Source organism: Sphingobium bisphenolivorans, from assembly GCF_000412635.1.
GTDB lineage: Bacteria > Pseudomonadota > Alphaproteobacteria > Sphingomonadales > Sphingomonadaceae > Sphingobium > Sphingobium bisphenolivorans.
Window position 1 is genome coordinate 35,143 of record NZ_ASTG01000027.1, and the last position, 19,897, is coordinate 55,039.

Here is a 19,897-nt window from a genome sequence, read left to right on the forward strand (position 1 = left end):
GGTAAGCGCGCAATCCTCTTTAAGACGATCCGAAACTTCGCGATCTGCCCTCAAAGCGGCTTGAAGCCCCAGCTCATGAAATTACCGACATTGACGGGCAGCCGGTGGCGATCGAGCCATGATCCGTGCAGCAGGCGGGTCAGGGTCTGCTTGATGCCATCGGGCATCGGCACCAGCCTCAGCCAATAGCTCGGCCGATAGCTGTTGCGGAAACTCGCACCGCCAACTGCCGTATAGCCGTTGTGCTGAAGCAGGCGCTTGGCGCTTGTTGCCGAGAATAGCTGCATATGTTCGATATCGACGATCGGGGAGCGCCGCCCCAGAAGGCGGTTGAGCCAGGCGCGCCGGTCATGCGTCACGCCTACGAACACGCCGCCGGGCCTGAGCAGGCGATAGGCCGAGGCGACCAGTGCGCCGGGGTCCTGCACATGCTCCAGCGTCATGAAGCAACAGATGAGGTCGAAGCTTTCCGGTGCGAAGTCGGCTTCCTCGAAGATGCCCTCGCGGATCCAGGGCTGGCGATGCGCGGGCGCGGCGGCGATGGCGGCGCTGGATGGCTCGACGCCGATGAGGTCCGCAAAGCCGAAGCCCTTCAGCCGTTCGAGGAACGCGCCGGTTCCGGTCCCGATCTCCAGGGCGGCCCCCCTCCCCTTCAGCTGCCCAAGCACCGGCCCCAGCGCGCCGGCATAGGCCTCGGCGGCGTCTTCGGCCTCCTCCGCGCTGTCATAATCGGCGGCATGATAGCTCACGGCGAGCGACGCCACGCTGGGCGGGCGGTCCACATAGGCGAGGTCGCATGAGCGGCAGCGGACCATCGCATGGCTCATATATTCCGGTACTTTGCGGGAGGCGAAGCTGGACGCGCTGACCCGGCTTTCATCGCGCGTGTCGGATAGGAAAGGCTCCGCCTGATCGGCGCCCGCTCCGCAAAGCGGACAGGCGCGTACGGAAGTGACGGGATCATGCTTCATCAGGACCACGCTAGATTGGCTTGGTTGAATAAATCTTAACCATATGTCACGATTTTCGCACCTATGATCGAAGCGCCCCTTGTCGCGGCCGAGCCGCAGGACACCCATCCGCTGGCCCGGCGTATCCGGGGGCAAGCCCTGCGCATGGTCACGCGGGCGAAGGCCTCGCATATCGGGTCGGCGCTGTCGATCGCCGATATCATGGCGGTGCTCTACGGGCGGGCGCTACGGGTCAGTCCTGCCGCGCCGGACCATCCTGAGCGGGACCGATTCATCCTATCCAAGGGCCATGCCTGCGTCGCCGTCTATGCGGCGCTTGGTGAAACCGGCTTTATCGATCGCGCGCTGCTGGAAACCTATGGCACCGACGGGTCGATGCTGATGGCGCATATCAGCCACAAGGTTCCCGGCGCCGAATTTTCCACCGGCGCACTGGGCCATGGCCTGCCCTTTGGCACCGGCAAGGCGCTGGCTGCGAAGCGGCGGGGGCATGTCTGGCGCACGGTGGTGCTGACCAGCGATGGCGAATGGGGTGAGGGCAGCAATTGGGAGGCGGCGTTGTTCGCCGCGCATCACGGGCTCGATAATCTCGTCTGCATTCTCGATTATAACAAGCTGCAGAGCCTCAAGAGCGTGGACGAGACGCTGAGGCTGGAGCCGCTTCATTCCAAGTTCGAAGCCTTTGGCTGGGCGGTGCGCGAGGTCGACGGCCATGACCATGCCGCCTTGATCGACGCGCTGGAGGGCGCGCCGTGGGAGCCGGGCAGGCCGATGATGCTGATTGCGCACACGACCAAGGGCAAGGGCGTGAGCTTCATGGAGAACAGGGTGGAGTGGCATTATCGCAACCCAACCCCTGAACTGCTGGAACAGGCGCTGACCGAGATCGAGGGGGAAAATGGATGCGAAACGCCTTTATCGAGGAGCTGACCGCGCTCGCCGAAACCCGCGACAATATCGCGCTGATCGTCGGCGATCTTGGCTATAGCGTGATCGAGGAATTTGCCGATCGCTTCCCCGACCGCTTCGTCAATGCGGGTGTGGCCGAGCAGAATATGACCGGCCTCGCCGCCGGGATGGCGAGCGAGGGCTATCATGTCTTCACCTACTCCATCGCCAATTTTCCGACCTTTCGCTGCGCCGAGCAGATCCGCAACGATGTCGACCATCATCGCCTGCCCGTGACCGTGGTGGCGGTGGGCGGGGGCGTTGCCTATGGCGCGCTCGGCTATTCGCACCATGCCGTGCAGGACTATGCGCTGATGCGGGCAATGCCGAACATGGTGATCGCCGCCCCCGGCGATCCGCTGGAAACGCGGGCCTGCCTGCGCTGGCTGGTGGACAATCCCGGTCCCTCCTATCTGCGCCTTGGCAAGGCGGGGGAACCACGCTTTCATGAGAGCCTGCCCGAGGTTGCGCCGGGCCGCTGGGTTCCGGTGCGTGAGGGGACCAGCGATGCAATCATGCTCTCCACCGGGGCTGCGCTGGGCGCGGCGATCGCGCGGGCGGAAGGCCGCGCCGTCTGGTCGCTGCCGCTCTGGAGCATGGCGGCCAAGTCCGACCAGCCCGCTCAACTGGCAAGGCATGGCCGGATCACCACGTTGGAGGATCATCTGGCCGACGGCGGTTTTGGGTCCTGGCTGACCGAAGCGGTGGCGGGCACCCCGGCTGCCGCCCGCATCGAGCCAATCGCGCTGTCACCGGAGATTTGCGACTTGGTCGCCGCTCAGCCCACGCTCAACCGCCTTGGGGGCCTCACCCTCTAACGCTTTCTTTACCATGCCTGTTCATAGGATATGACCCATGAAAGCGATCATCCTTGCAGGGGGCCTTGGCACCCGCCTCGCCGAAGAAACCTCGGTCAGGCCCAAGCCCATGGTGGAAATCGGCGGCAAGCCGATCCTGTGGCATATCATGAAGATCTATGCCCAGCATGGCGTCGACGAGTTCATCGTGTGCCTTGGCTACAAGGGCTACATGATCAAGGAATATTTCTTCAACTACGCCCTCCACATGTCGGACGTGACGATCGACCTGCGGCGCGGCACGACCGACGTGCATCGCAACGCCTGCGAGGACTGGAAAATCTCCCTGATCGACACCGGCGCGGAGACGATGACCGGCGGCCGTTTGCGGCAGGCGATGCACTATCTGGGCGATGACGAGGATTTCTGCCTGACCTATGGCGATGGCGTCAGCGATCTCAATGTCGGCGCGGCGATCGACTTCCACCGCTCGCATGGCCGCAAGGCGACCGTGACGGCGGTGCGCCCTGCGAGCCGCTACGGCCAACTCGACCTTGATGGCGACCGCGTCGCTGCCTTTGCCGAAAAGCCGGTGGAGGAAGGGGGCTGGATCAATGGCGGCTTCTTCGTCCTCAACCGCTCGATCGGCAATTATCTCGGCAATAGCGACGCCTGCGTCTGGGAGCGCGAGCCGCTGGAAGGCCTCGCTGCTGACGGCGAGCTGCGCTCCTTCTTCCATAACGGCTTCTGGCAGCCGATGGACACGTTGCGCGACCGGCAGATGCTCGAAGGCATGTGGGAGCGGCAAGAGGCACCATGGAAGACCTGGCACTGAAGCGGCGCAACGCGCGGGCGGTTAAGCCCGACCCTGCCTTCTGGGGCGGGCGGCGCGTGCTGGTGACGGGACATACGGGCTTCAAGGGTAGCTGGCTGCTGGTGATGCTCGACGCGCTAGGCGCGCAGGTTACGGGGCTGGCTTTGGCGCCTGACACCGTACCCGCGATGTTCGATGTAATCGGCGGCCCGGCGCTCTGCGACCATCATGTCGCTGACATCGGCGATGCCGCCGCTGTCGAGGCGATCTTTGCACGGGCAGAACCGGAAATCGTCCTGCATCTCGCCGCTCAGCCGCTGGTGCGCGCATCCTATGCCGACCCGCTCGGCACCTATCGCACCAATGTCATGGGCACGGCCCATGTCCTGGAAGCATGCCGTAAGACGCCTTCGGTTCGCACCATCGTCTCGGTCACCACTGACAAATGCTATGCCAATGACGGCCGCACCGAGGGCTATCGCGAGGATGCCCCGCTCGGCGGCCATGACCCCTATTCCAACAGCAAGGCCTGCGCCGAGCTGGTGAGCGCCTGTTGGCGCGACAGCTTCCTGATGGAACGGGGCATCGGCCTTGCCACGGCGCGGGCCGGCAATGTCATCGGCGGGGGCGACTGGTCGGCCGACCGTCTGGTGCCCGACGCGGTTCGCGCCTTTTCAGAAGGCCGTGCGCTTGAAATCCGCAACCCTGACGCCGTGCGCCCCTGGCAGCATGTGCTGGAGCCGCTGACCGGCTATCTGCTGCTGGCAGAGGCCCTGGCCGCCGATCCGGCGCGCTTCGCCAAGGGGTGGAATTTCGGCCCTGCGCCCGCCGACATGGCGAGCGTTCGCGAGGTGATTGACCTGCTGGTGGCTCATTGGGGCGTTACCCAGCCCTGGGAAAAGCAGCTTGGGCAGCATCCGCATGAGGCCGCGATGCTAACGCTCGATTCCTCGGCTGTGGCGGACGCGCTGGGCTGGCGTCCGCGCCTGTCACTGGACGAGGCGCTGGCGCTGACGGCTCACTGGTATCGCGCTGACGACAAGCGCGCCGCGACCCGCGCCCAAGCGGAGGATTTTCTCGCCATGGTGCCGGCATGAGCCGCATTCTCGTCACCGGCGCGGGCGGCTTTGTCGGCGCGGCTGTCGCCGATCTCGCTGCGCGGCAGGGCCATCAGGTGACCGCGCTGGTGCGCAATCCGTCCTCGCCGCGCGTCGTGGCGCTGGGGGGACGCTGCGCCATCGCACTCGCCGATCTGGCCGATAGCGCGGCGGGCAGCGCGGCACTGGCTGAGGCGCGGCCCGACATCATCATCCATTCCGCCTGGGAAGGCGTTGGCGGCGCGGCCCGGGCGGGCGACGTCCAGCTCGACAATATCCGCACCACCGTCGCGCTGCTCGACGCCGGAATTGCGGCGGGGGCACGCCGCTTCATCGGCATCGGCAGCCAAGCCGAATATGGCCGGCACGACCGCCGCATCGACGAAAGCGCCGCGACCGAGCCGTTTCTGCTCTATGGCGCGGCCAAGCTCTCCGCCTGCCACCTGACGCGCCAGCGCGCGAGCGAGGCGGGGATCGGCTTTGCCTGGCTGCGGCTTTTCTCGCCCTATGGTCCCGGCGACAACCCCAACTGGCTGATCCCTTCGGTCGCCGCGCAGATCCTCGCCGGCCAACCGCCGCGCACCAGCGCCGGCACGCAGAAATGGGACTATCTCCACATCATCGATTGCGCGCAGGGGGTTTTGGCTGCCGCGCTGACCGACAGCGCGCAAGGTGTCTTCAACCTGTCGAGCGGCCGCGCCGTCACCGTGCGCTCGATCGTCGAGCGTATCCGCGACCTCGCCAGTCCGGGCCTGCCGCTCACCTTCGGCGATATCCCCTTCGGTCCCAACCAGATCATGCATCTGGAAGGGGATTGCAGCCGCCTAACCGCCGCGACGGGTTGGAGCCCAAGCATCGCGATCGAGGATGGGCTTGCCACCGTGGTCGACGCGTTGAGGCAGGCGGCATGAGCGCGCCCGCTCTCGACCGCCGGTTCTTTGGCTTCCTCGTCGCGGGCGGGATCAATACGCTGTTCGGCTATGCGGTCTATGGCGGGCAGGTGCTGCTGGGCGTCGTTCCGCATATCGCCGTGACCGTCAGCACCGTGGCGGGCGTGCTGTTCAATTTCCTGACGACCAGCGCCGTGTTCAAGTCACGAGACCTGCGCAAATTGCCGCGTTTCCTCGCCGTCTATGGTGTGATGCTGAGCCTCAACATCCTGTTGCTCGACCTCCTCATGCGTGCGGGGCTGGGGCCTCTGCTCGCCCAGGCGGTCATCCTGCCAATCTTCGCCCTCACCTTCCTTGCCATGCGCCGCTTCGTGTTCGCGGCCTCGCCGGAGCAGACATCATGAAGACCATTTCCATCGTGACGCCCTGCTTCAACGAAGCGGACAATGTGGAAGCGTGCCGCGATGCCGTCGCCGCACTCTTCGCCCCCGGGGCACCGCTGGAGGGTTATGGCCGCGAGCATATCTTCGCGGACAATGACAGCAGCGACGGCACGCAGGACATATTGCGCAGGCTGGCGGCCAGCGACCCTTCGATGAAGGTGATCCTGAACGCCCGAAATTATGGGCCCTTCCGCTCCAATTTCAACGCCTTGCGCGCCGCCACTGGCGATGCGGTCGTCGTCTTCCTTCCCGCCGACCTGCAAGACCCGGCGGAGATGATCCCGGAATTTGTGAAGCTCTGGGAAAGCGGCGTGGAGGTGGTCGCCGGCGCCCGCGTCAACCGGCAGGAAAGCCTGGCGCTGCGCAGCTGCCGCGCGATCTTCTACCGCACCGTGCGGAGTTTGAGCGACATCGACATCCCGCTGAACGTGGGCGAGTTCCAGCTGCTCGACCGCAAGGTGTGGGAGGCGGTCGTCAGCCATGACGATCATTATCCCTACATCCGCGGTATCATCGCCTCGGTCGGCTTCCGCCGCGCCATCGTTCCCTATACCTGGGCGGCGCGGCGTTCGGGCATTTCGAAGAACAACCTGCCCCGCCTGATCGACCAGGCGCTGAACGGCATTTTCAGCTTCACCAATGTGCCCATGCGGCTGTGCACCTTTGCCGGGGTGGCGATGGCGATACTGTGCATTCTTTATGCGATCACGTCGGTCGGGCTCTATATCGCGCGGCCCGATCTGGCTCCGCGCGGCACGATGACGCTGATCGTCGCCCTCTTCTTCCTGTCGGGCGTGCAGCTCGCTTTCATGGGGATATTGGGCGAATATGTGACCTCGATCCACGCGCAGGTCCGCAAGCGGCCCCTCGTCGTCGAACGCGAGCGGATCAACATGGAGCAGGGCGGCGAACCCCCTGTTCACGCCCTCCAGCGTAAACTGAACGTGGAGGCGGCGTGACGCGGCCTCTGGCCCAAATAGCCGCAGCCTACGACCAGCACATGACCAGAGCCTCCATCCCCTTGCGGGCGCTGGCGGCCATGCTCGTCGCGCTGTTCGCACTGGACAATGTCCTATTGCTCGGCCTGCTGGGCCAGTCGCCGTCGATCGTGGCGGCGCTTGGCCTGCTGGCGCCGGCGGTCCTTGCCTTTCTGACATGGAAAGCGATCGGCGGCGCACATCGGGTGAGTGTGCCCACCATTGCCCTCTGTCTTGCCGTCGCCGCCATCCTGCTAGTGCTGGGCGGCGAGGGGCGCCTTTTCTACGCCACCGCCGACTGGCAGATCCGTGATGCCGTGCTGGCCGACATGGGCAAGCATCGCTGGCCGTTCGACTATTGGCTGGATGGCAAGTCGCAGCTGCTGCGCGCGCCGGTCGGCATGTATCTGGTCCCGGCCCTGCTGGGCGGCGCAAGCCAGATCGGCCGCGATTGGGCGTTGCTGGCGCATAATGCGCTGGTCCTCGGCCTGCTGCTCGCCATCGGTTCGGCCCTGTTCGAGGGACGGCGCACCCGATGGATCGCGCTGATCGTCTTCGTAGCGTTCAGCGGCCTCGACATCATCGGCAACCTCATCAACCAGTCCGCCACCCACGCGGCGAACTGGGAACATATCGAGCGCTGGGCGGGCGGCTATCAATATAGTTCGCACATCACCCAGATTTTCTGGGTGCCCCAGCATGGCTTTGCGGGCTGGACGGCGGCGCTCACCTATATGCTGTGGCGCAAGGGGATCGCGCCCATAGGCCTGTTCGCGGCGAGCCTGCCGCTGGTCGCGCTCTGGTCGCCATTCGCCCTGTTCGGCGCGCTGCCCTTCGCCATCTATGCCGGGGTGAGCGTTCTGCTGAGCGGGGCATGGAGCTGGCGCGATGTGTTGATCTGCGGGATTGCGGCGCTGCTGGCGGTTCCGGCGCTCCTTTACCTGTCGGCCGACGCCGCATCGGTCGGGGGCGGGCTGCATCCCCCGGTCGCCATCACCTACGTCCTGCTTCTGGCGCTGGAGGTCATACCCTTTCTCCTGCCGCTGTTGCGGGACAAGGCCGCGGATCGCCCCACCGTCCTGATCGCAGGCACCTGCCTCTTCCTCATGCCGCTCTGGGTGATCGGCATGAACAATGATTTCGAAATGCGGGCGTCGATAGTGCCGCTGGCCCTTCTTGCTGTCGCATTTGCCGAGTGGGGAAGCCGCCAGCAAAGCGGCGGGCAGAAAGCCTGGTTCATCCTTCTGGTTGCTCTAGGGTCCGTCACCGGCTTCGTGGAGATGGCCCGCTCCTTCCGCCTTGCCCCCTCACCCGCGCCGCGCTGTTCGCTGGCGGGAGCATGGCACCGCCAGACCGGCATGGTCGTGCCGCATGCCTCCTATTTCGCGGCACGCAGCGCCTTTCCGGTCAAAATCGACCCGGCAGAGAGGGTGAGCAGCACGCAACCGGCCAGATGCTGGGATCAGCCCTGGCACAGGCTGCGCCATGGGCAGGAACGGCCATGACCTCGTCCCTGACAATTCCAGCAGTCTATGCCTTGCTGCTCGTCGCCGTGCTGCTGGTGCCTTATGCCGCCCTTCCCCTGACCGTTCGTCCCTGGTTCGATCGGCTGAGCGGGAGGGTCTTCTGCGCCATGCTGCTGGTGGGGGCGGTCGTCCTGACGGGTGCGCGGCATTGGGAATTTCTGCTGCTCAGCGTCTTTCTGCTGCAATCCCTTCTGGGGCTGGGGATTGGCGCCCTGCTCGGCGGCATAGCAGCGGTGCTGCTGTTCCAGACGGTGATGTGGTGGTGGACAGCCGACCCCATATTGTCGCGCTGGCCCGGCAGCGTTTTCATGTTGCTGGCGCTGGTCGCCGGTTTTCTGCCGCGCTGGAAGTCGCGCGTGCTTCCTGAAACGGGGCAGCCGCGCCTGCTGGTGCCGATGCTGCTCTGCGGCGGTATCGGTCTGCTGGCGGGGCTGATTACCACGCCGTTCGAGGGGCTCGATCCCCTCTATACCGCCTGGCATCATTGGAGCGCCCTGCTCGCCCCGGTCGAGGCGTGGCGCGGCGGCGGCGTGCCCTATCGTGACTTCCCCATCCAATATGGGCTGGGACCGACAGCGCTTTTGCGGGCGAGCTGCGGCGCTGATTGCTGGAGCGGGATGTTCCATGTGGCGGTCGTCACCAACGCCCTCTATTTCGCCACCCTTACCGGCTGCGCGATTATCCTGACGGCGCGCTCTTCTCAAGGCATGCGCTGGCTGGCGCTGGCCGCGCTCTTCTGCGCCTGCTTCATCTGGACGGGATTTCCGATCCAGTTCGCCGGCCCCGCCATGACGCCGGCGGTTGCCGGTTTGCGCTTCCTGACCATCTCCGCCCTGCTGTTCCATATTCTGCTTACTGAGCAGCGGCAGATCCGCCGCGATTGGATCGGCCATGCGATCTGGCTGGTCGATCTTTTCTGGTCGCCGGAAGCCGGTTTTTTCGCGACCGTGATCTGGTGGCCCTATCTGGCCATGCGCGATGCCGCGGCGGCGCAAAATACGCGCGGTGCCTGGCTCGCGCTGGTTCGCGGCGCGCTGCGCGCGATCGTCGCACTTGCCATTGGCGTCTGCTACCTGGTGGCGCTGCTTTGGTGGCTGTCGGGCGGCAGCGTCACGCTGGCCGATTTCTTCGCCTATATCCAGCACCCCCCAGGGATGCGGCCGATCAAGCCCTTGGGCGCCATCTGGGTTGCGCTGGCTTCCATCGCGCTCGCTATGGTCGTGCTGGCGCGGCAGGGGCTCTCCTCGTCCGCGCGCTGCTTCTATGCCTGCCTATTGGGGTTCGTCGCTGCGGGCGTCTATTATCTCAGCCGCAGTCACGACAATAATATCCTGAACCTTTTGCCCTTGCTGATCCCCGTACTGCTGGCGGTCCTTGCAGGCGTGGAGCGGATCGATACATCGGCGCGGGGCTTCGTCAGGGGTTTCGTCCACACTGCGCTGGTGGCGATGGTTGCCTTGGTGACGACGTTCAATTTCGAATTTTGGCAGGCAGGGTTGGCGCGCGCCGGTGTAAACCTGGGGCCGGCGCATATGGTGGCCCGGCTGACGCCCACGCGCGGCACACAACCCGCCATCCTCTCCGCCGATGCCGTGGCGGGCCTCGACTATCTGCGCGGCCGCGATGCCGGCATGGTCATGCTGTTCGACTATCGGCGGGTCATTCCCCGCTCCTCTTCCGGCACAGCATGGACGAGCGTCAACAATGTCGCCAATTTCGAGCCGCTGCCCGGCGCAATGATCGTGGATTATATCCAGCGTGGCGCGGCATCCTACCAGCGCCCGGGCTGGATCATGGTCGGCCCCGGTTTTCACGCTTGGGCGCGCGCCTTCCAGACCGCCTATGACATACGTGAGGAAAGGGCGTTCGGCCGCTACCGCGCTTATCATCTCGTCCCGCGCCACCATCCTATAGAGGAGCAGGCAGCAAGGCTTGCAATGCTGGCGCTTGACCGAGCCAAGCCCAAGACGTAGCTATCGGATACCAAGTAGTATCCGATAGCTATCTTGCTTCAGCGCATGCTTCATTGACTGAGAAGCTTCACAGGATATACAGCGCATAATGTATATCCAAGGAGCCAGTCATGCAGGTCACCCGCTGGGGCAACAGTCTGGCAGTTCGTTTACCCGCAGCCGTTGTCGAGGCGCTGTCTCTCAAGGAAGGCGATGACATCGAGATCCGTATTGCGGGCGATCGCACCTTCATCGTCGATCGCGATCAAAGCCGCATGGCGGCGCTGGAGAGCATTCGCAAGTTGCGCCGCCCCCTCCCCTCGGGCTGGAGCTTCGATCGCCAAGAAGCGAATGAGCGGCGCTGATGCCGAAAATCTTTCTGGACACCAATGTCGTCCTTTATGCCTTCACCGATGACCCTCGATCGGCGGTCGCCGAAACGCTGCTGGCGCGGGGTGGGGATGTGAGTATCCAGGTTCTGAACGAATTCACCAATGTCGCACGCCGCAAACTCGCACTGGATTGGGAGCAGGTCGAGGAAGCCTTGCAGGCTATTCGCGTGTTGGTCCGGACGATCCATAATGTCGATCTGGATACGCATTCAGGCGCGGTGGATCTGGCGCAGCGCTACCAGCTTTCCTTCTACGATGCCCTGATCCTGTCATCCGCGCTCAAGGCGCGATGCGACATACTATATTCGGAAGACATGCAGCATGGCTTGATGGTTGAAGACCGTTTGCAGATCGAAAATCCATTCAGAGAGGCGGCGTCCCGATGATGTGCATCCAAGAAGGATTCGTGCTTTCGAGTAGAAATTGCCAGAAGGGTGTCATGAGCAAGGAGCGATCATAATGGGCACCCCGCAAGGCGAGCTGTTCCTGCTCGACAGCCCGCTCATCGGTGAGATCCGGGGCGAGCGGTCGCTCATGGCCTTTCCCTTCTTCGCGCTTAGCAAAAATGCCTGGATGAAGCCCCTCGCCTACTCGACGCCCACTGTGTCGATCGAGGTGCGGCCGAGCGCGCGGGGCGTGGCGACCATCTACGACAAGGAAATCGTTCTTTACATCGCCAGCCTCATGGCCTCGAAGATCGAGGAAGGCGCGGCGGTAGCGCAGGATTTCGTGTTCACCGCCCATGACCTGTTCAGCGTCACCGGCGCTAACCACAGCGCGCGCTCCTACTCGCGCCTCGCCGATGCGCTGGAGCGGCTTCAGGGCACGCAGATCAAGACCAATATCGAGGCCGGCGGCGAGGGCGAGGAGGGTTTCTTCTCCTGGCTCTCCGAAGCGCGGCTGCAATATGCGCGCTCGGGCAAGGGCGAAAAGCGGCTGAAGGCGGTCAAGGTGCGGCTATGCGACTGGCTCTTCCGCGCCATCTTGCGCGACAGGCAAGTGCTTGATTATGCGTCGACTTATTTCCAGCTGGGGCCGATCGAGCGGCGCATCTATGAGGTTGCGCGCTCGACCTGTGTCGATGGCGAGCCGCTGGAAATGGACCTCCAGATGCTGAAGTTGCAGATCGGTTTCCAGAACCCGCTATCCAACTTCCGCATTGCCATGCGGCAGGTCGTGGCCGCCAACAGCATCCCGGATTATGACGTCCAGTTGATCGAGGATGCCCCGGGGGACGACGGCCCGCGCAAGGTCGGGCGCAGGCCGGCCAAGGCGCGGGTCATCATCACCCGGCGTCCGGAGCTGGCGGTTGAACTGATCGAGAACCAGGCGGCGGAGGCCTGACGATTCCTCTGATTGTCGCGACCCGCAGGAGGCTCGGCGAGCCCCTTTCCGATTCGCGCCGCTGATTCGGAAATCGGCCCAATTTCTACTCGAAAGCACGAATTGGGACGGCCTATTTCTACTCGAAAGCACGAATCGAGGGGCAATTTCTACTCGAAAGCACGAATGATTTTTTGCTTTCCTACTCGAAAGCACGAACCGTAAGAGCTTCCACCGCGCGGATATTACTGCGAATATGTTGCAATCGGCCAAGGGGGCCGTCTGCGTAGCAATGAAGGGGTGGCTGTGACCGCATAAATAGAAAGCCCGGCACGAAGGCCGGGCATCCATTTGGTTAGTGGAGCGACGTCGCCAAACGTCGAACCGGGTCTGAACTCCCTTCTCCCTACGCCAGATCGAACGTTGTTTCAAGGATGCGCGCTTCGCGCCACGCACTCTTTTTGTCTGGTGACGGCCTTCCCGATGGAGGGACGAATGGGAACGCTTGGCTTTGGCGAGGCGCTGGTGGGCGCGCTCGCGCAAGTGAAAATGTCGCGCAAGGCACAGCGCGCGCCAGCGCGATCGGGTGCGCCGCATCCCACCGGCGCGCCCGTGCTGCGCGACAGTGTCGAGGCGGGAACGTTCGAGCATGTCTTCTTCGTCGTGCCTGGCAAGGGCGAGACGGATCGCCTGCTCCGCGCCGCCCGCCGCATCCTGGACGCAGGCCGCCAGTTGCGCAGCGAAGCCCGGCGCGACGGGCGCGAACTCACCCCGGAAGAGCGGCTCCTCACCACCCTCACCGCTGCCAGCGTGCGCGTATTTGAGGAAATCCTGACCCTTGCCCGCCTCAACAAGGGCCGCGTCTTCCCGAGCTATGATCATCTGGCGCAGGCCACCAGCCTTGGCCGCGCGACGGTGGCGCGGGCGCTGCGCATATTGGAGGGGATTGGCTTCCTAGTGCGCCAGCGCCGTTTCAAGCGCGTCGAAGGCGATGGCCCCGGGCCGCGCTATGAACAGACCTCGAACGCCTATCGCGCTTTCCTGCCCAAGTTGGCGCAGGCCTATCTGCCGCGTTGGATGCGCCCTGCGCCCATTCCTGATGACGAGCTCCAGCGCGAAGCCGAGCGGATCGAGGAGGTTGAGCATATGCAAGCACGCCTACCACGGCGAGAGCGGGCGGAGGCGGAACTGAAGGGGCCTCTCGCCAAGGTGCTCGCCCGTCTCGACGCCGCGATCGACGCCCGAGAGCGTGAGTCTCATAAAGATACGCAACCGCTACTGGATTCATTTATTAAAGGGATCAGCGGCGTTGGCCTGATCGGCCAACAAAGTCATTAAAACAGGCAACCCCAGCCTAACCGCCGCACTTCCCGTCAACACCTACACCAATCCCAAGGTAGGACGCACCGCTCCGCGGCGCGAATGCTCCCCAGCGGAAGCAGGCGTCTCTGGCAGTTTGCCAATTGACGGAGGCGCTGGGGGACAACGTGCAATATTGAAGGATCACACTCTTCGTACAGTTGAGCTATCGGATAGCTACCAGATACTAAATTGATATAATTGCTTGAGAGACTTGGATTTCTCCGTGTAAGCCCTGCCGAGTTTATACGGGGGTAAAAGATGAATTTCGGAAACGGCGCGTCCAAATGGGCGCTGCTCGGTGGCGTCAGTGTGATTGCCGCACTGGCAATGGTGTCCTCGGCGCGGGCGGCCTGCACGACTGCCGGCGGCATGGTCACCTGCACGGGCGACAATGCCCCGTTCACCGTCACTTCCGATATCCCGACCATCATCGCCGAGGGTGCGACCGTCACCGGATCGGGCCTCACCGCCATCCGACTGAACAGCACGCAAGCCAATCTGCGGGTCGATGGCACCGTGAACGCTACAGGCGCCGCCGCGCTCACGGTGCAGAATGGCAGCCGCGAACTGATCTATGACCCTTATGCCGGAGCTGGCCTGCCCAACGGCTATCTTAGCTATCCCTATCTCTATCCCCATGCCCGCGCCACGATCATCGTCGGCGAACAGGGCGTCATCAGCGGCGATGTCGGCATATGGATCGAGCGGTCGAGCAGCAATTATCTGGGGAATTCCTACGCCACGATCGACAATAGCGGGCTGATCACGGCGACCTCCGGCGCCGCGATCCGGGGACCGGCAACCACCGGCATCGGTTATACCGTCCTTAATCGCGCCACTGGAACGATCTACGGTATCGCCGCCTTTGCCAGCATCTCCAATGAGGGCCTGATCGACGGGCGCGGCGAGGCGGCCATTACCATCCTGCCAAGCAACGATCCCTTTTTCGGCGGACCGGCCTATTCATCCATCACCAATAGCGGAACGATAATGTCCGCAGCCGGCGCAACGATCGTCAGCCAGCTAAATCCCTTGTCCGTCACCAACAGCGGAACGATCACCAACAGCTGTGGCGGTTTGTCGATCGACGCCGGGAACGGCCTGTTCCTTAAAAATACTGGCACGATCGACACCGATATCATGGTCCGCGCTTCCAGCAGCACGATCGACAGCACGCAGGGGGCGATCAGGGGCAACGTCCTGCTGGGGAGCGGCAACGACATCCTTGTCGCCGCCATCGATCAGAATGGCAGGCTGAAGACCGGCATCACCGGTCAGGTCGATGGCGGCGCGGGTGTCAACATGGTGACGCTGACCGTTACCGCCGACGCCACGCTGACCGGCACCCCGGTGCTCCCCACCAATTTCACGCTGCTCCGCACGACCCTTGAGAACAACGCCAAGCTGACCCTTGATGCAGCCTATCTTGGGACAAGCGGAATTTCCGTCCAGGGCAGCGGCACGCTGGTCAACCAGGGCCGTTTCGAAACGCAGGGCGGCGCAATAGGGGCATTGGGCTTTGGCTATCCCGCATCGCTCAACCTTGTAAATGAAGGCGTTATCAAGGCGACGCTGTCGAGCGCGGCAATGTCGGCCGTATCGATCGAGGGCGCTTCCTTCACCAACAACGGCGTCATCGAGACGATAAGCGGTGCAGGCGTCCGGCTCACAGGCAGTTCGGGCACGACCACCCTCACCAACATCGGCAAAATCAGCGCGACCGGTGCCCCGACGATCCTGTTCGGCGGCGGCTATGCCAGCAACGGCACGGTGACCAACAAGGCGGATGGCGCCATCCAGGGCGATACGATCGCCATCGCCGTCATGCCCGACAGCAGCCCCTATAGCTACAGCGCCACCACCATCGCCAATGCCGGGGCGATCATCGGCCATGTCGATCTTACCGGCAGCGCCAGCACCGACCGCTTCGTCATGCAGCAGGGCGGCAGCGTTGCGGGCGACATTCGTCTGGGCGCAGGCAATGACAGCTATTTCCTTGACGCGACCATGGGAGAAAATGGCTTCCTGACCGGCATTTCGGGCGTGCTCGATGGCGGCGCGGGCAATGACCAGCTGCTGGCCCGGATCAAGGACGATGCCGCGATCACGCTCGGCAATGCGATCAATTTCGAGGCGATGGGCCTCGACATCGCCGCTGGCAAGCTGGTCAAGGTGACCGGCAGCACCGATGGCATGCAGCTCAACCTCTATGGCAAGGGCAGCGTGGACCTGTCGATGCCGATCTCGGGCCAGAATATCAGGCTGATCGATGCGTCAGGCTATGGCTTCAGCTTCCCCGGTGACAGCTTCGGCAACTCCGCCCAGGTCGGGACGACGATCATCAGTCGGGGCGCCCTCACAGCGGCTTATGACAGCAATGCCCCTTATGGCAGCGCGGTTCAGCTCGACTGGCTGGACCGCTTCACCAATGAAGGCGTCATTACGCTTAGCCAGTCCGCCAATCCCTATGGTGGGCGAGCAAGCGCGATCAATGGCGGGCTTGAGGTCGTCAACAGGGGCGAGATCATCCTCGACGGTGGGGCGGCGATCGGCGGCGCGCTGACGGTCGTCAACAGCGGCACGATCCGCCAGGCAGTCGGTGGCGCACCGGCGGTGGGCGTCTCCAGCGTCCGCGACCTCAGCAACAGCGGTACCATCAGCACGGCCGACGTCGCTGTCTATACCTATGACGGGATGCCAGCTTCCATCATCAATAGCGGGGGGATCCAGAGCAGCGCGGCGCAGGCGATCCGCAGCGGCTATTCGTCGCCAGCGGTGATCGTCAATCATGCGGGCGGCATCATCGCGAGCGGGGCCGGATTCGACGCCATCGCCCTGTCCGGCGGCGGCGCGGTCAGCAATGCCGGCACCATCAACGGTAACGTCAATCTCGCCTATTCGCCCTATGGCGGCATCGGTTATGCGAGCGGCGCCTATGTGGATAGGGGGGGCACGCTGAATGGTGACCTGCTGTTTGGCGCGGGCGACGATATTTTCGTGGCGACCCGCGACAGCCTCGGCGTGACTGGCACGATCGATGCCGGCGATGGCTTTGACAGCTTCGTGCGCGCCTATGACGCGAGCAGGACCGTTGACTTGGGCGCCATCTCTGCCCTTCCGACCGGTTTCGAGTGGCAGGGCATTGGCGCTTTCGGCAGCGGTACGGTCGTGACGCTGACCGCCGATGGCGCGTTCAGCCAAGCCCTCACCCTTGTCGGCGACGGCACTATCGTCAATCTGGCGGACATCAGCGCTGACCCCGCCTCTCCTGAGCGGTTGCTGACGCTTGGTTCCTCGGCCGATCCGTTCAACATCTCGGGCGCAGGCTCGACGCTCAGCTTCATCAATCGCGGGAAGATTGGTGATGGCATCGGGGGCTATGCGACCAGCTTCCAGAATGAAGGGGAGATCGGCAACAGCCTTTATGGCTCTAGTATCCAGCTCACCGCCAGCGGCAAGGACAGCTTTGCCTTCCGCAACAGCGGCACAGTCATGGCGGCGGAAAGCGACCCATTCTTCTTCTGGGCTTCGGCCGTCAGCATCACCGGGGCTGACAGCAACCAACTGATCGGACAGGCCTCTATCACCAATAGCGGTACGATCGACGGCGGTATGTCGCTATCGCTGAACGCCAGGAATTTCAGCTTCAGCAATGATGGCACCATCACCGTTGATACCGCCATTGCGCCGTCGGTGTCCCTCTCTGTCGGCCAGGGCAGTTATTTCAACAGCGCCGATATCAATGGCGACAGCGCGACCGTCAGCAACAGCGGCACGCTTAGCAATGGGCTGAGCGCTGCGATCGCGGCGAAGACGCTCGCCTTCAGCAACAGCGGGACGATCGGTTCGGCCTCCGGCATTCCCTTGATCCCCGGGAGGCCTCCGCTTTCCGGTCTTCCTTCTTCCGGTAGCCCGGGCCTCTTGCTGGTTCAGTCGCCGCATCAGACCAGCGATACGACGCAGGGCCTCTATGGCGCGATTGATCAGGAAAGCCTGAGCTTCGACAACAGCGGCACGATCGAGGGATTGGCGAGCCTGCGGTCCAGCGCCACCACCCTTGCAGCGACGAACAGCGGTACGATCGACATGCTGACGGTCGAGGCGGGAAGCCAGGGCAGTCAGACGATCAGCCTCGCCAATAGCGCGCGGATCGGCACCGACCGTCTGGGCGCCTCCGCCGTGTTCATCACCAGCGATGCGCGTTCGGTCGAGCAGCAGCGGACCGGCTTCGACCCGGCGGCAGGGCCGATCGAGGGCGAACCGACAACGACAGTCACCGTCACCAATAAAGGCGTGTTGAGCGCCGATGGCGGCGCCAGCTATCGCCTGGACACGCTGAGTTTTAATCCTTGGTTTCCCCCTTCGACGCTGGAAAGCCTCACTCTCGTTTCAGCCCTCAACATCGATGCGTCGAGCGGCGGCCTTTCCACCATTATCGTCACGAACGAGGCTGGCGGTGTTCTTCCGGCCACAGGCGCCACGCGAAACGCCTCTGTCGCGGGAAGCCCCGTGATGGTCGGCATGGAGACTATCGGGTCGACGGCCTTTATCGGCTCCGCGAACCAGATCACGCTGGTCAACGCCGGGACGATCCGGGGCGTCGAAGGCGGGATTGTCCCGACCAGCCTGTCGGTCGGGCTCGCAGGAGAGTTCATCGCCGGCGCGATCCAGACCTTCAATTCAACCGACAGGATCACCAACCTCGCCACTGGCGTGATCTCCGGATCAGTCGACCTCGGCGTGCGCGACGACAGACTAGCGAATTACGGCACCATCACCGGCAATGTCACTCTGGGCGAAGGCGATGACCGCTTCACCCAAGGCCTTGGCGCCACCCTGAACGGCCTGATTGATGGCGGCGCGGGCAGTGATGCACTTGTCATCGACATCACTGGCGGCGGTCTGCTCGACCAGGCGCTGCTCGACAAGTTCGTGAACTTCGAAAGCCAGTCGATCACCGGCAAGGGCACGATCACGACCAATGGGCCGCTCAATGTGGACAGCCTAGTCCTGCGCGACGCGCAGCTGACGCTGGGCCTGGGACAAACGCTGCAAACCGCCAGCGACACCAGCATCGTCTTTGCCGAGGGCACCAACAGCCTCACCAATCTGGGCACCATCAGCGGCGCACTGGACTTCGCTGGCGGCACGAACAGCTTCGTCAATCTGGGCAGCATCGCGGGGCCGGTCACGCTGGGCGGCGGCAGCAACAGCTTTACCATCGGCGCGGGTTCCTCGGTCGGCGGCCCGGTCGTCGCTAATGGCAGCGATGATCTGCTGATCCTGGCGACGGGCGGCACTGACGCCGCGCCGCAGGAGCTGCGCCTCGCTGGGTTCACGGGTTTTGAGCGCACGCGCCAGGACAGCGGCCCGCTGGCCCTGTCGGGCGACTTCACCACGGGCGAACTGACGGCCGCGGGCGGCCGCTTCATCGGGCGCACCGGATCGATACTCAATGCCCCCTCCATCCTGGTGAATCAGGGCGGGACCTTCGGCAGCGCGGGCACGGTGAACGGCAATATCGCGGTGCAGGGCACCCTCTCCCCCGGTTCCTCGCCGGGGACGATGATCGTTAACGGCAATGTCGCCTTGGCGGGCAGCTCCACCACCCTGTTCGAGATGACGCCGACCGTCAGCGATGCCCTCGTCATCAACGGCACGCTCAGCATCGCGCCGGGTGCGACGCTGAAGCTGGTCGGCAATCGTCCCCTTACACCGGGCGTGACCTATGAACTGATCACCGCCACCAGCGGCATCGTCGGCAGCTTCAGCACCATCGACAAGGCGTCGGCGGTCGTCGGCTTCGTCCGCCAAGGCAATCGCAGCATCGACCTGTTGGGCCAATTCGTACTCGGCAGCGGCGCCAGCGGGCAGGTCACGCAGACGGTCGATTATCTGAACGGCCTGCTGATCGCCGGCACCGCGACCAGCGGCATTTTGACGGCGGCGCCTTCGCTGCTGCTGGCTGACGGCACCGTCAACCAGTCGGCCGTCGCTCGCCTCAATGGCGAAAGCTACGCCTCGGCCTCACAGATCGGGATCGAGAATGGCCTTGCCATTGCTGCCGCGCTGCGCACCGCCTCGACCAGCATGCAGGGAGATGAAGCCGGCCTCTTCACCTTTGGCCAGACGCTGGGTGGCTGGCGCCGCTTGCCGGGGGATACTGCGCTCGGCACGTCGCGGGCGAATGTCTCGACCTATGGCGCGCTCGCCGGCATCGGTTTCGGCACGCAGGGCGCCTCGATCGGCGCGTTCGTCGGCTATGTCGACGCGCGGCAGCAGATCGCCGGCCTTCAGGCCCGAACCGAGGCCGACGGCATGCTCGCCGGCATCATGGCGCGAGGCGCGGCCAGCGGCTTCCAGATCGCCGCCTCATTGAGCTAGGCCCAGTCGGCCCGAAGCTGC

General features: G+C 64.0%; 15 protein-coding genes. 14 read left to right on the top strand and 1 reads right to left on the bottom strand.

All coding sequences use genetic code 11. The features are described from left to right. Positions 1-50: 50 nt before the first annotated feature. Complete coding sequence (locus L858_RS0117065; protein ID WP_037504897.1) at positions 51-971, bottom strand: class I SAM-dependent methyltransferase; 921 nt, start codon at positions 969-971, stop codon at positions 51-53. A gap of 63 nt (positions 972-1,034) precedes the next feature. On the opposite strand from L858_RS0117065, the gene L858_RS20500 reads away from it, so the two are divergent. The 14 genes from L858_RS20500 (at position 1,035) to L858_RS0117135 (ending at position 19,876) form a co-directional block, all read left to right on the top strand. Beyond that, positions 1,035-1,901, top strand: a complete 867-nt coding sequence (locus L858_RS20500) for a transketolase (protein WP_022684312.1) — start codon at positions 1,035-1,037, stop codon at positions 1,899-1,901. Further along, entirely contained in the window at positions 1,874-2,737 is an 864-nt protein-coding gene (locus L858_RS0117075; RefSeq protein WP_022684313.1) for a transketolase family protein, read from the top strand. The genes L858_RS20500 and L858_RS0117075 overlap by 28 nt, the downstream gene beginning before the upstream one ends. A 37-nt stretch (positions 2,738-2,774) precedes the next feature. Next, the gene (rfbF, locus tag L858_RS0117080; protein WP_022684314.1) at positions 2,775-3,551 is read left to right on the top strand and encodes a glucose-1-phosphate cytidylyltransferase; all 777 of its coding nucleotides are present in this window, start codon (positions 2,775-2,777) and stop codon (positions 3,549-3,551) included. Beyond that, the gene (rfbG, locus tag L858_RS20505) at positions 3,533-4,627 is read left to right on the top strand and encodes a CDP-glucose 4,6-dehydratase (protein WP_022684315.1); all 1,095 of its coding nucleotides are present in this window, start codon (positions 3,533-3,535) and stop codon (positions 4,625-4,627) included. Before rfbF ends, rfbG begins: the two co-directional genes overlap by 19 nt. Next, positions 4,624-5,538 (top strand): NAD-dependent epimerase/dehydratase family protein, encoded by a 915-nt coding sequence (locus L858_RS0117090; protein ID WP_022684316.1) that lies wholly within the window; start codon positions 4,624-4,626, stop codon positions 5,536-5,538. Before rfbG ends, L858_RS0117090 begins: the two co-directional genes overlap by 4 nt. Next, positions 5,535-5,921: a GtrA family protein gene (locus L858_RS20510; RefSeq protein ID WP_022684317.1), complete on the top strand. Its 387-nt coding sequence runs from the start codon at positions 5,535-5,537 to the stop codon at positions 5,919-5,921. The genes L858_RS0117090 and L858_RS20510 overlap by 4 nt, the downstream gene beginning before the upstream one ends. Then, on the top strand, positions 5,918-6,919 hold the full coding sequence (locus L858_RS20515) for a glycosyltransferase family 2 protein (protein ID WP_022684318.1): 1,002 nt from the start codon (positions 5,918-5,920) through the stop codon (positions 6,917-6,919). The genes L858_RS20510 and L858_RS20515 overlap by 4 nt, the downstream gene beginning before the upstream one ends. Further along, positions 6,916-8,442 carry a hypothetical protein gene (locus tag L858_RS0117105; protein WP_152639869.1) on the top strand — a complete coding sequence of 509 codons (1,527 nt, stop codon included), beginning with the start codon at positions 6,916-6,918 and terminating at the stop codon, positions 8,440-8,442. The genes L858_RS20515 and L858_RS0117105 overlap by 4 nt, the downstream gene beginning before the upstream one ends. Beyond that, the gene (locus L858_RS0117110) at positions 8,439-10,436 is read left to right on the top strand and encodes a hypothetical protein (protein ID WP_022684320.1); all 1,998 of its coding nucleotides are present in this window, start codon (positions 8,439-8,441) and stop codon (positions 10,434-10,436) included. Before L858_RS0117105 ends, L858_RS0117110 begins: the two co-directional genes overlap by 4 nt. A gap of 110 nt (positions 10,437-10,546) precedes the next feature. Further along, entirely contained in the window at positions 10,547-10,780 is a 234-nt protein-coding gene (locus L858_RS0117115) for an AbrB/MazE/SpoVT family DNA-binding domain-containing protein (protein ID WP_022684321.1), read from the top strand. Next, on the top strand, positions 10,780-11,193 hold the full coding sequence (locus L858_RS0117120) for a PIN domain-containing protein (RefSeq protein WP_022684322.1): 414 nt from the start codon (positions 10,780-10,782) through the stop codon (positions 11,191-11,193). Before L858_RS0117115 ends, L858_RS0117120 begins: the two co-directional genes overlap by 1 nt. Before the next feature lie 73 nt (positions 11,194-11,266). Continuing rightward, on the top strand, positions 11,267-12,151 hold the full coding sequence (locus L858_RS20520; protein WP_022684323.1) for a replication initiator protein A: 885 nt from the start codon (positions 11,267-11,269) through the stop codon (positions 12,149-12,151). A 474-nt stretch (positions 12,152-12,625) separates the two neighbouring features. Further along, positions 12,626-13,468, top strand: coding sequence for a helix-turn-helix domain-containing protein (locus tag L858_RS0117130; RefSeq protein ID WP_022684324.1), 843 nt, complete (start codon positions 12,626-12,628; stop codon positions 13,466-13,468). Between the two features lie 282 nt (positions 13,469-13,750). After that, positions 13,751-19,876, top strand: coding sequence for a hypothetical protein (locus L858_RS0117135; RefSeq protein ID WP_022684325.1), 6,126 nt, complete (start codon positions 13,751-13,753; stop codon positions 19,874-19,876). The last annotated feature ends 21 nt before the right edge of the window (positions 19,877-19,897 follow it).

Excerpts from the sequence above, each read along its gene's own strand:
- L858_RS0117065 (WP_037504897.1), bottom strand. The coding sequence starts at position 971 with ATGAAGCATGATCCCGTCACTTCCGTACGCGCCTGTCCGCTTTGCGGA.
- L858_RS20500 (WP_022684312.1), top strand. The coding sequence starts at position 1,035 with ATGATCGAAGCGCCCCTTGTCGCGGCCGAGCCGCAGGACACCCATCCG.
- L858_RS0117075 (WP_022684313.1), top strand. The coding sequence starts at position 1,874 with ATGCGAAACGCCTTTATCGAGGAGCTGACCGCGCTCGCCGAAACCCGC.
- rfbF (WP_022684314.1), top strand. The coding sequence starts at position 2,775 with ATGAAAGCGATCATCCTTGCAGGGGGCCTTGGCACCCGCCTCGCCGAA.
- rfbG (WP_022684315.1), top strand. The coding sequence starts at position 3,533 with ATGGAAGACCTGGCACTGAAGCGGCGCAACGCGCGGGCGGTTAAGCCC.
- L858_RS0117090 (WP_022684316.1), top strand. The coding sequence starts at position 4,624 with ATGAGCCGCATTCTCGTCACCGGCGCGGGCGGCTTTGTCGGCGCGGCT.
- L858_RS20510 (WP_022684317.1), top strand. The coding sequence starts at position 5,535 with ATGAGCGCGCCCGCTCTCGACCGCCGGTTCTTTGGCTTCCTCGTCGCG.
- L858_RS20515 (WP_022684318.1), top strand. The coding sequence starts at position 5,918 with ATGAAGACCATTTCCATCGTGACGCCCTGCTTCAACGAAGCGGACAAT.
- L858_RS0117110 (WP_022684320.1), top strand. The coding sequence starts at position 8,439 with ATGACCTCGTCCCTGACAATTCCAGCAGTCTATGCCTTGCTGCTCGTC.
- L858_RS0117115 (WP_022684321.1), top strand. The coding sequence starts at position 10,547 with ATGCAGGTCACCCGCTGGGGCAACAGTCTGGCAGTTCGTTTACCCGCA.
- L858_RS0117120 (WP_022684322.1), top strand. The coding sequence starts at position 10,780 with ATGCCGAAAATCTTTCTGGACACCAATGTCGTCCTTTATGCCTTCACC.
- L858_RS20520 (WP_022684323.1), top strand. The coding sequence starts at position 11,267 with ATGGGCACCCCGCAAGGCGAGCTGTTCCTGCTCGACAGCCCGCTCATC.
- L858_RS0117130 (WP_022684324.1), top strand. The coding sequence starts at position 12,626 with ATGGGAACGCTTGGCTTTGGCGAGGCGCTGGTGGGCGCGCTCGCGCAA.
- L858_RS0117135 (WP_022684325.1), top strand. The coding sequence starts at position 13,751 with ATGAATTTCGGAAACGGCGCGTCCAAATGGGCGCTGCTCGGTGGCGTC.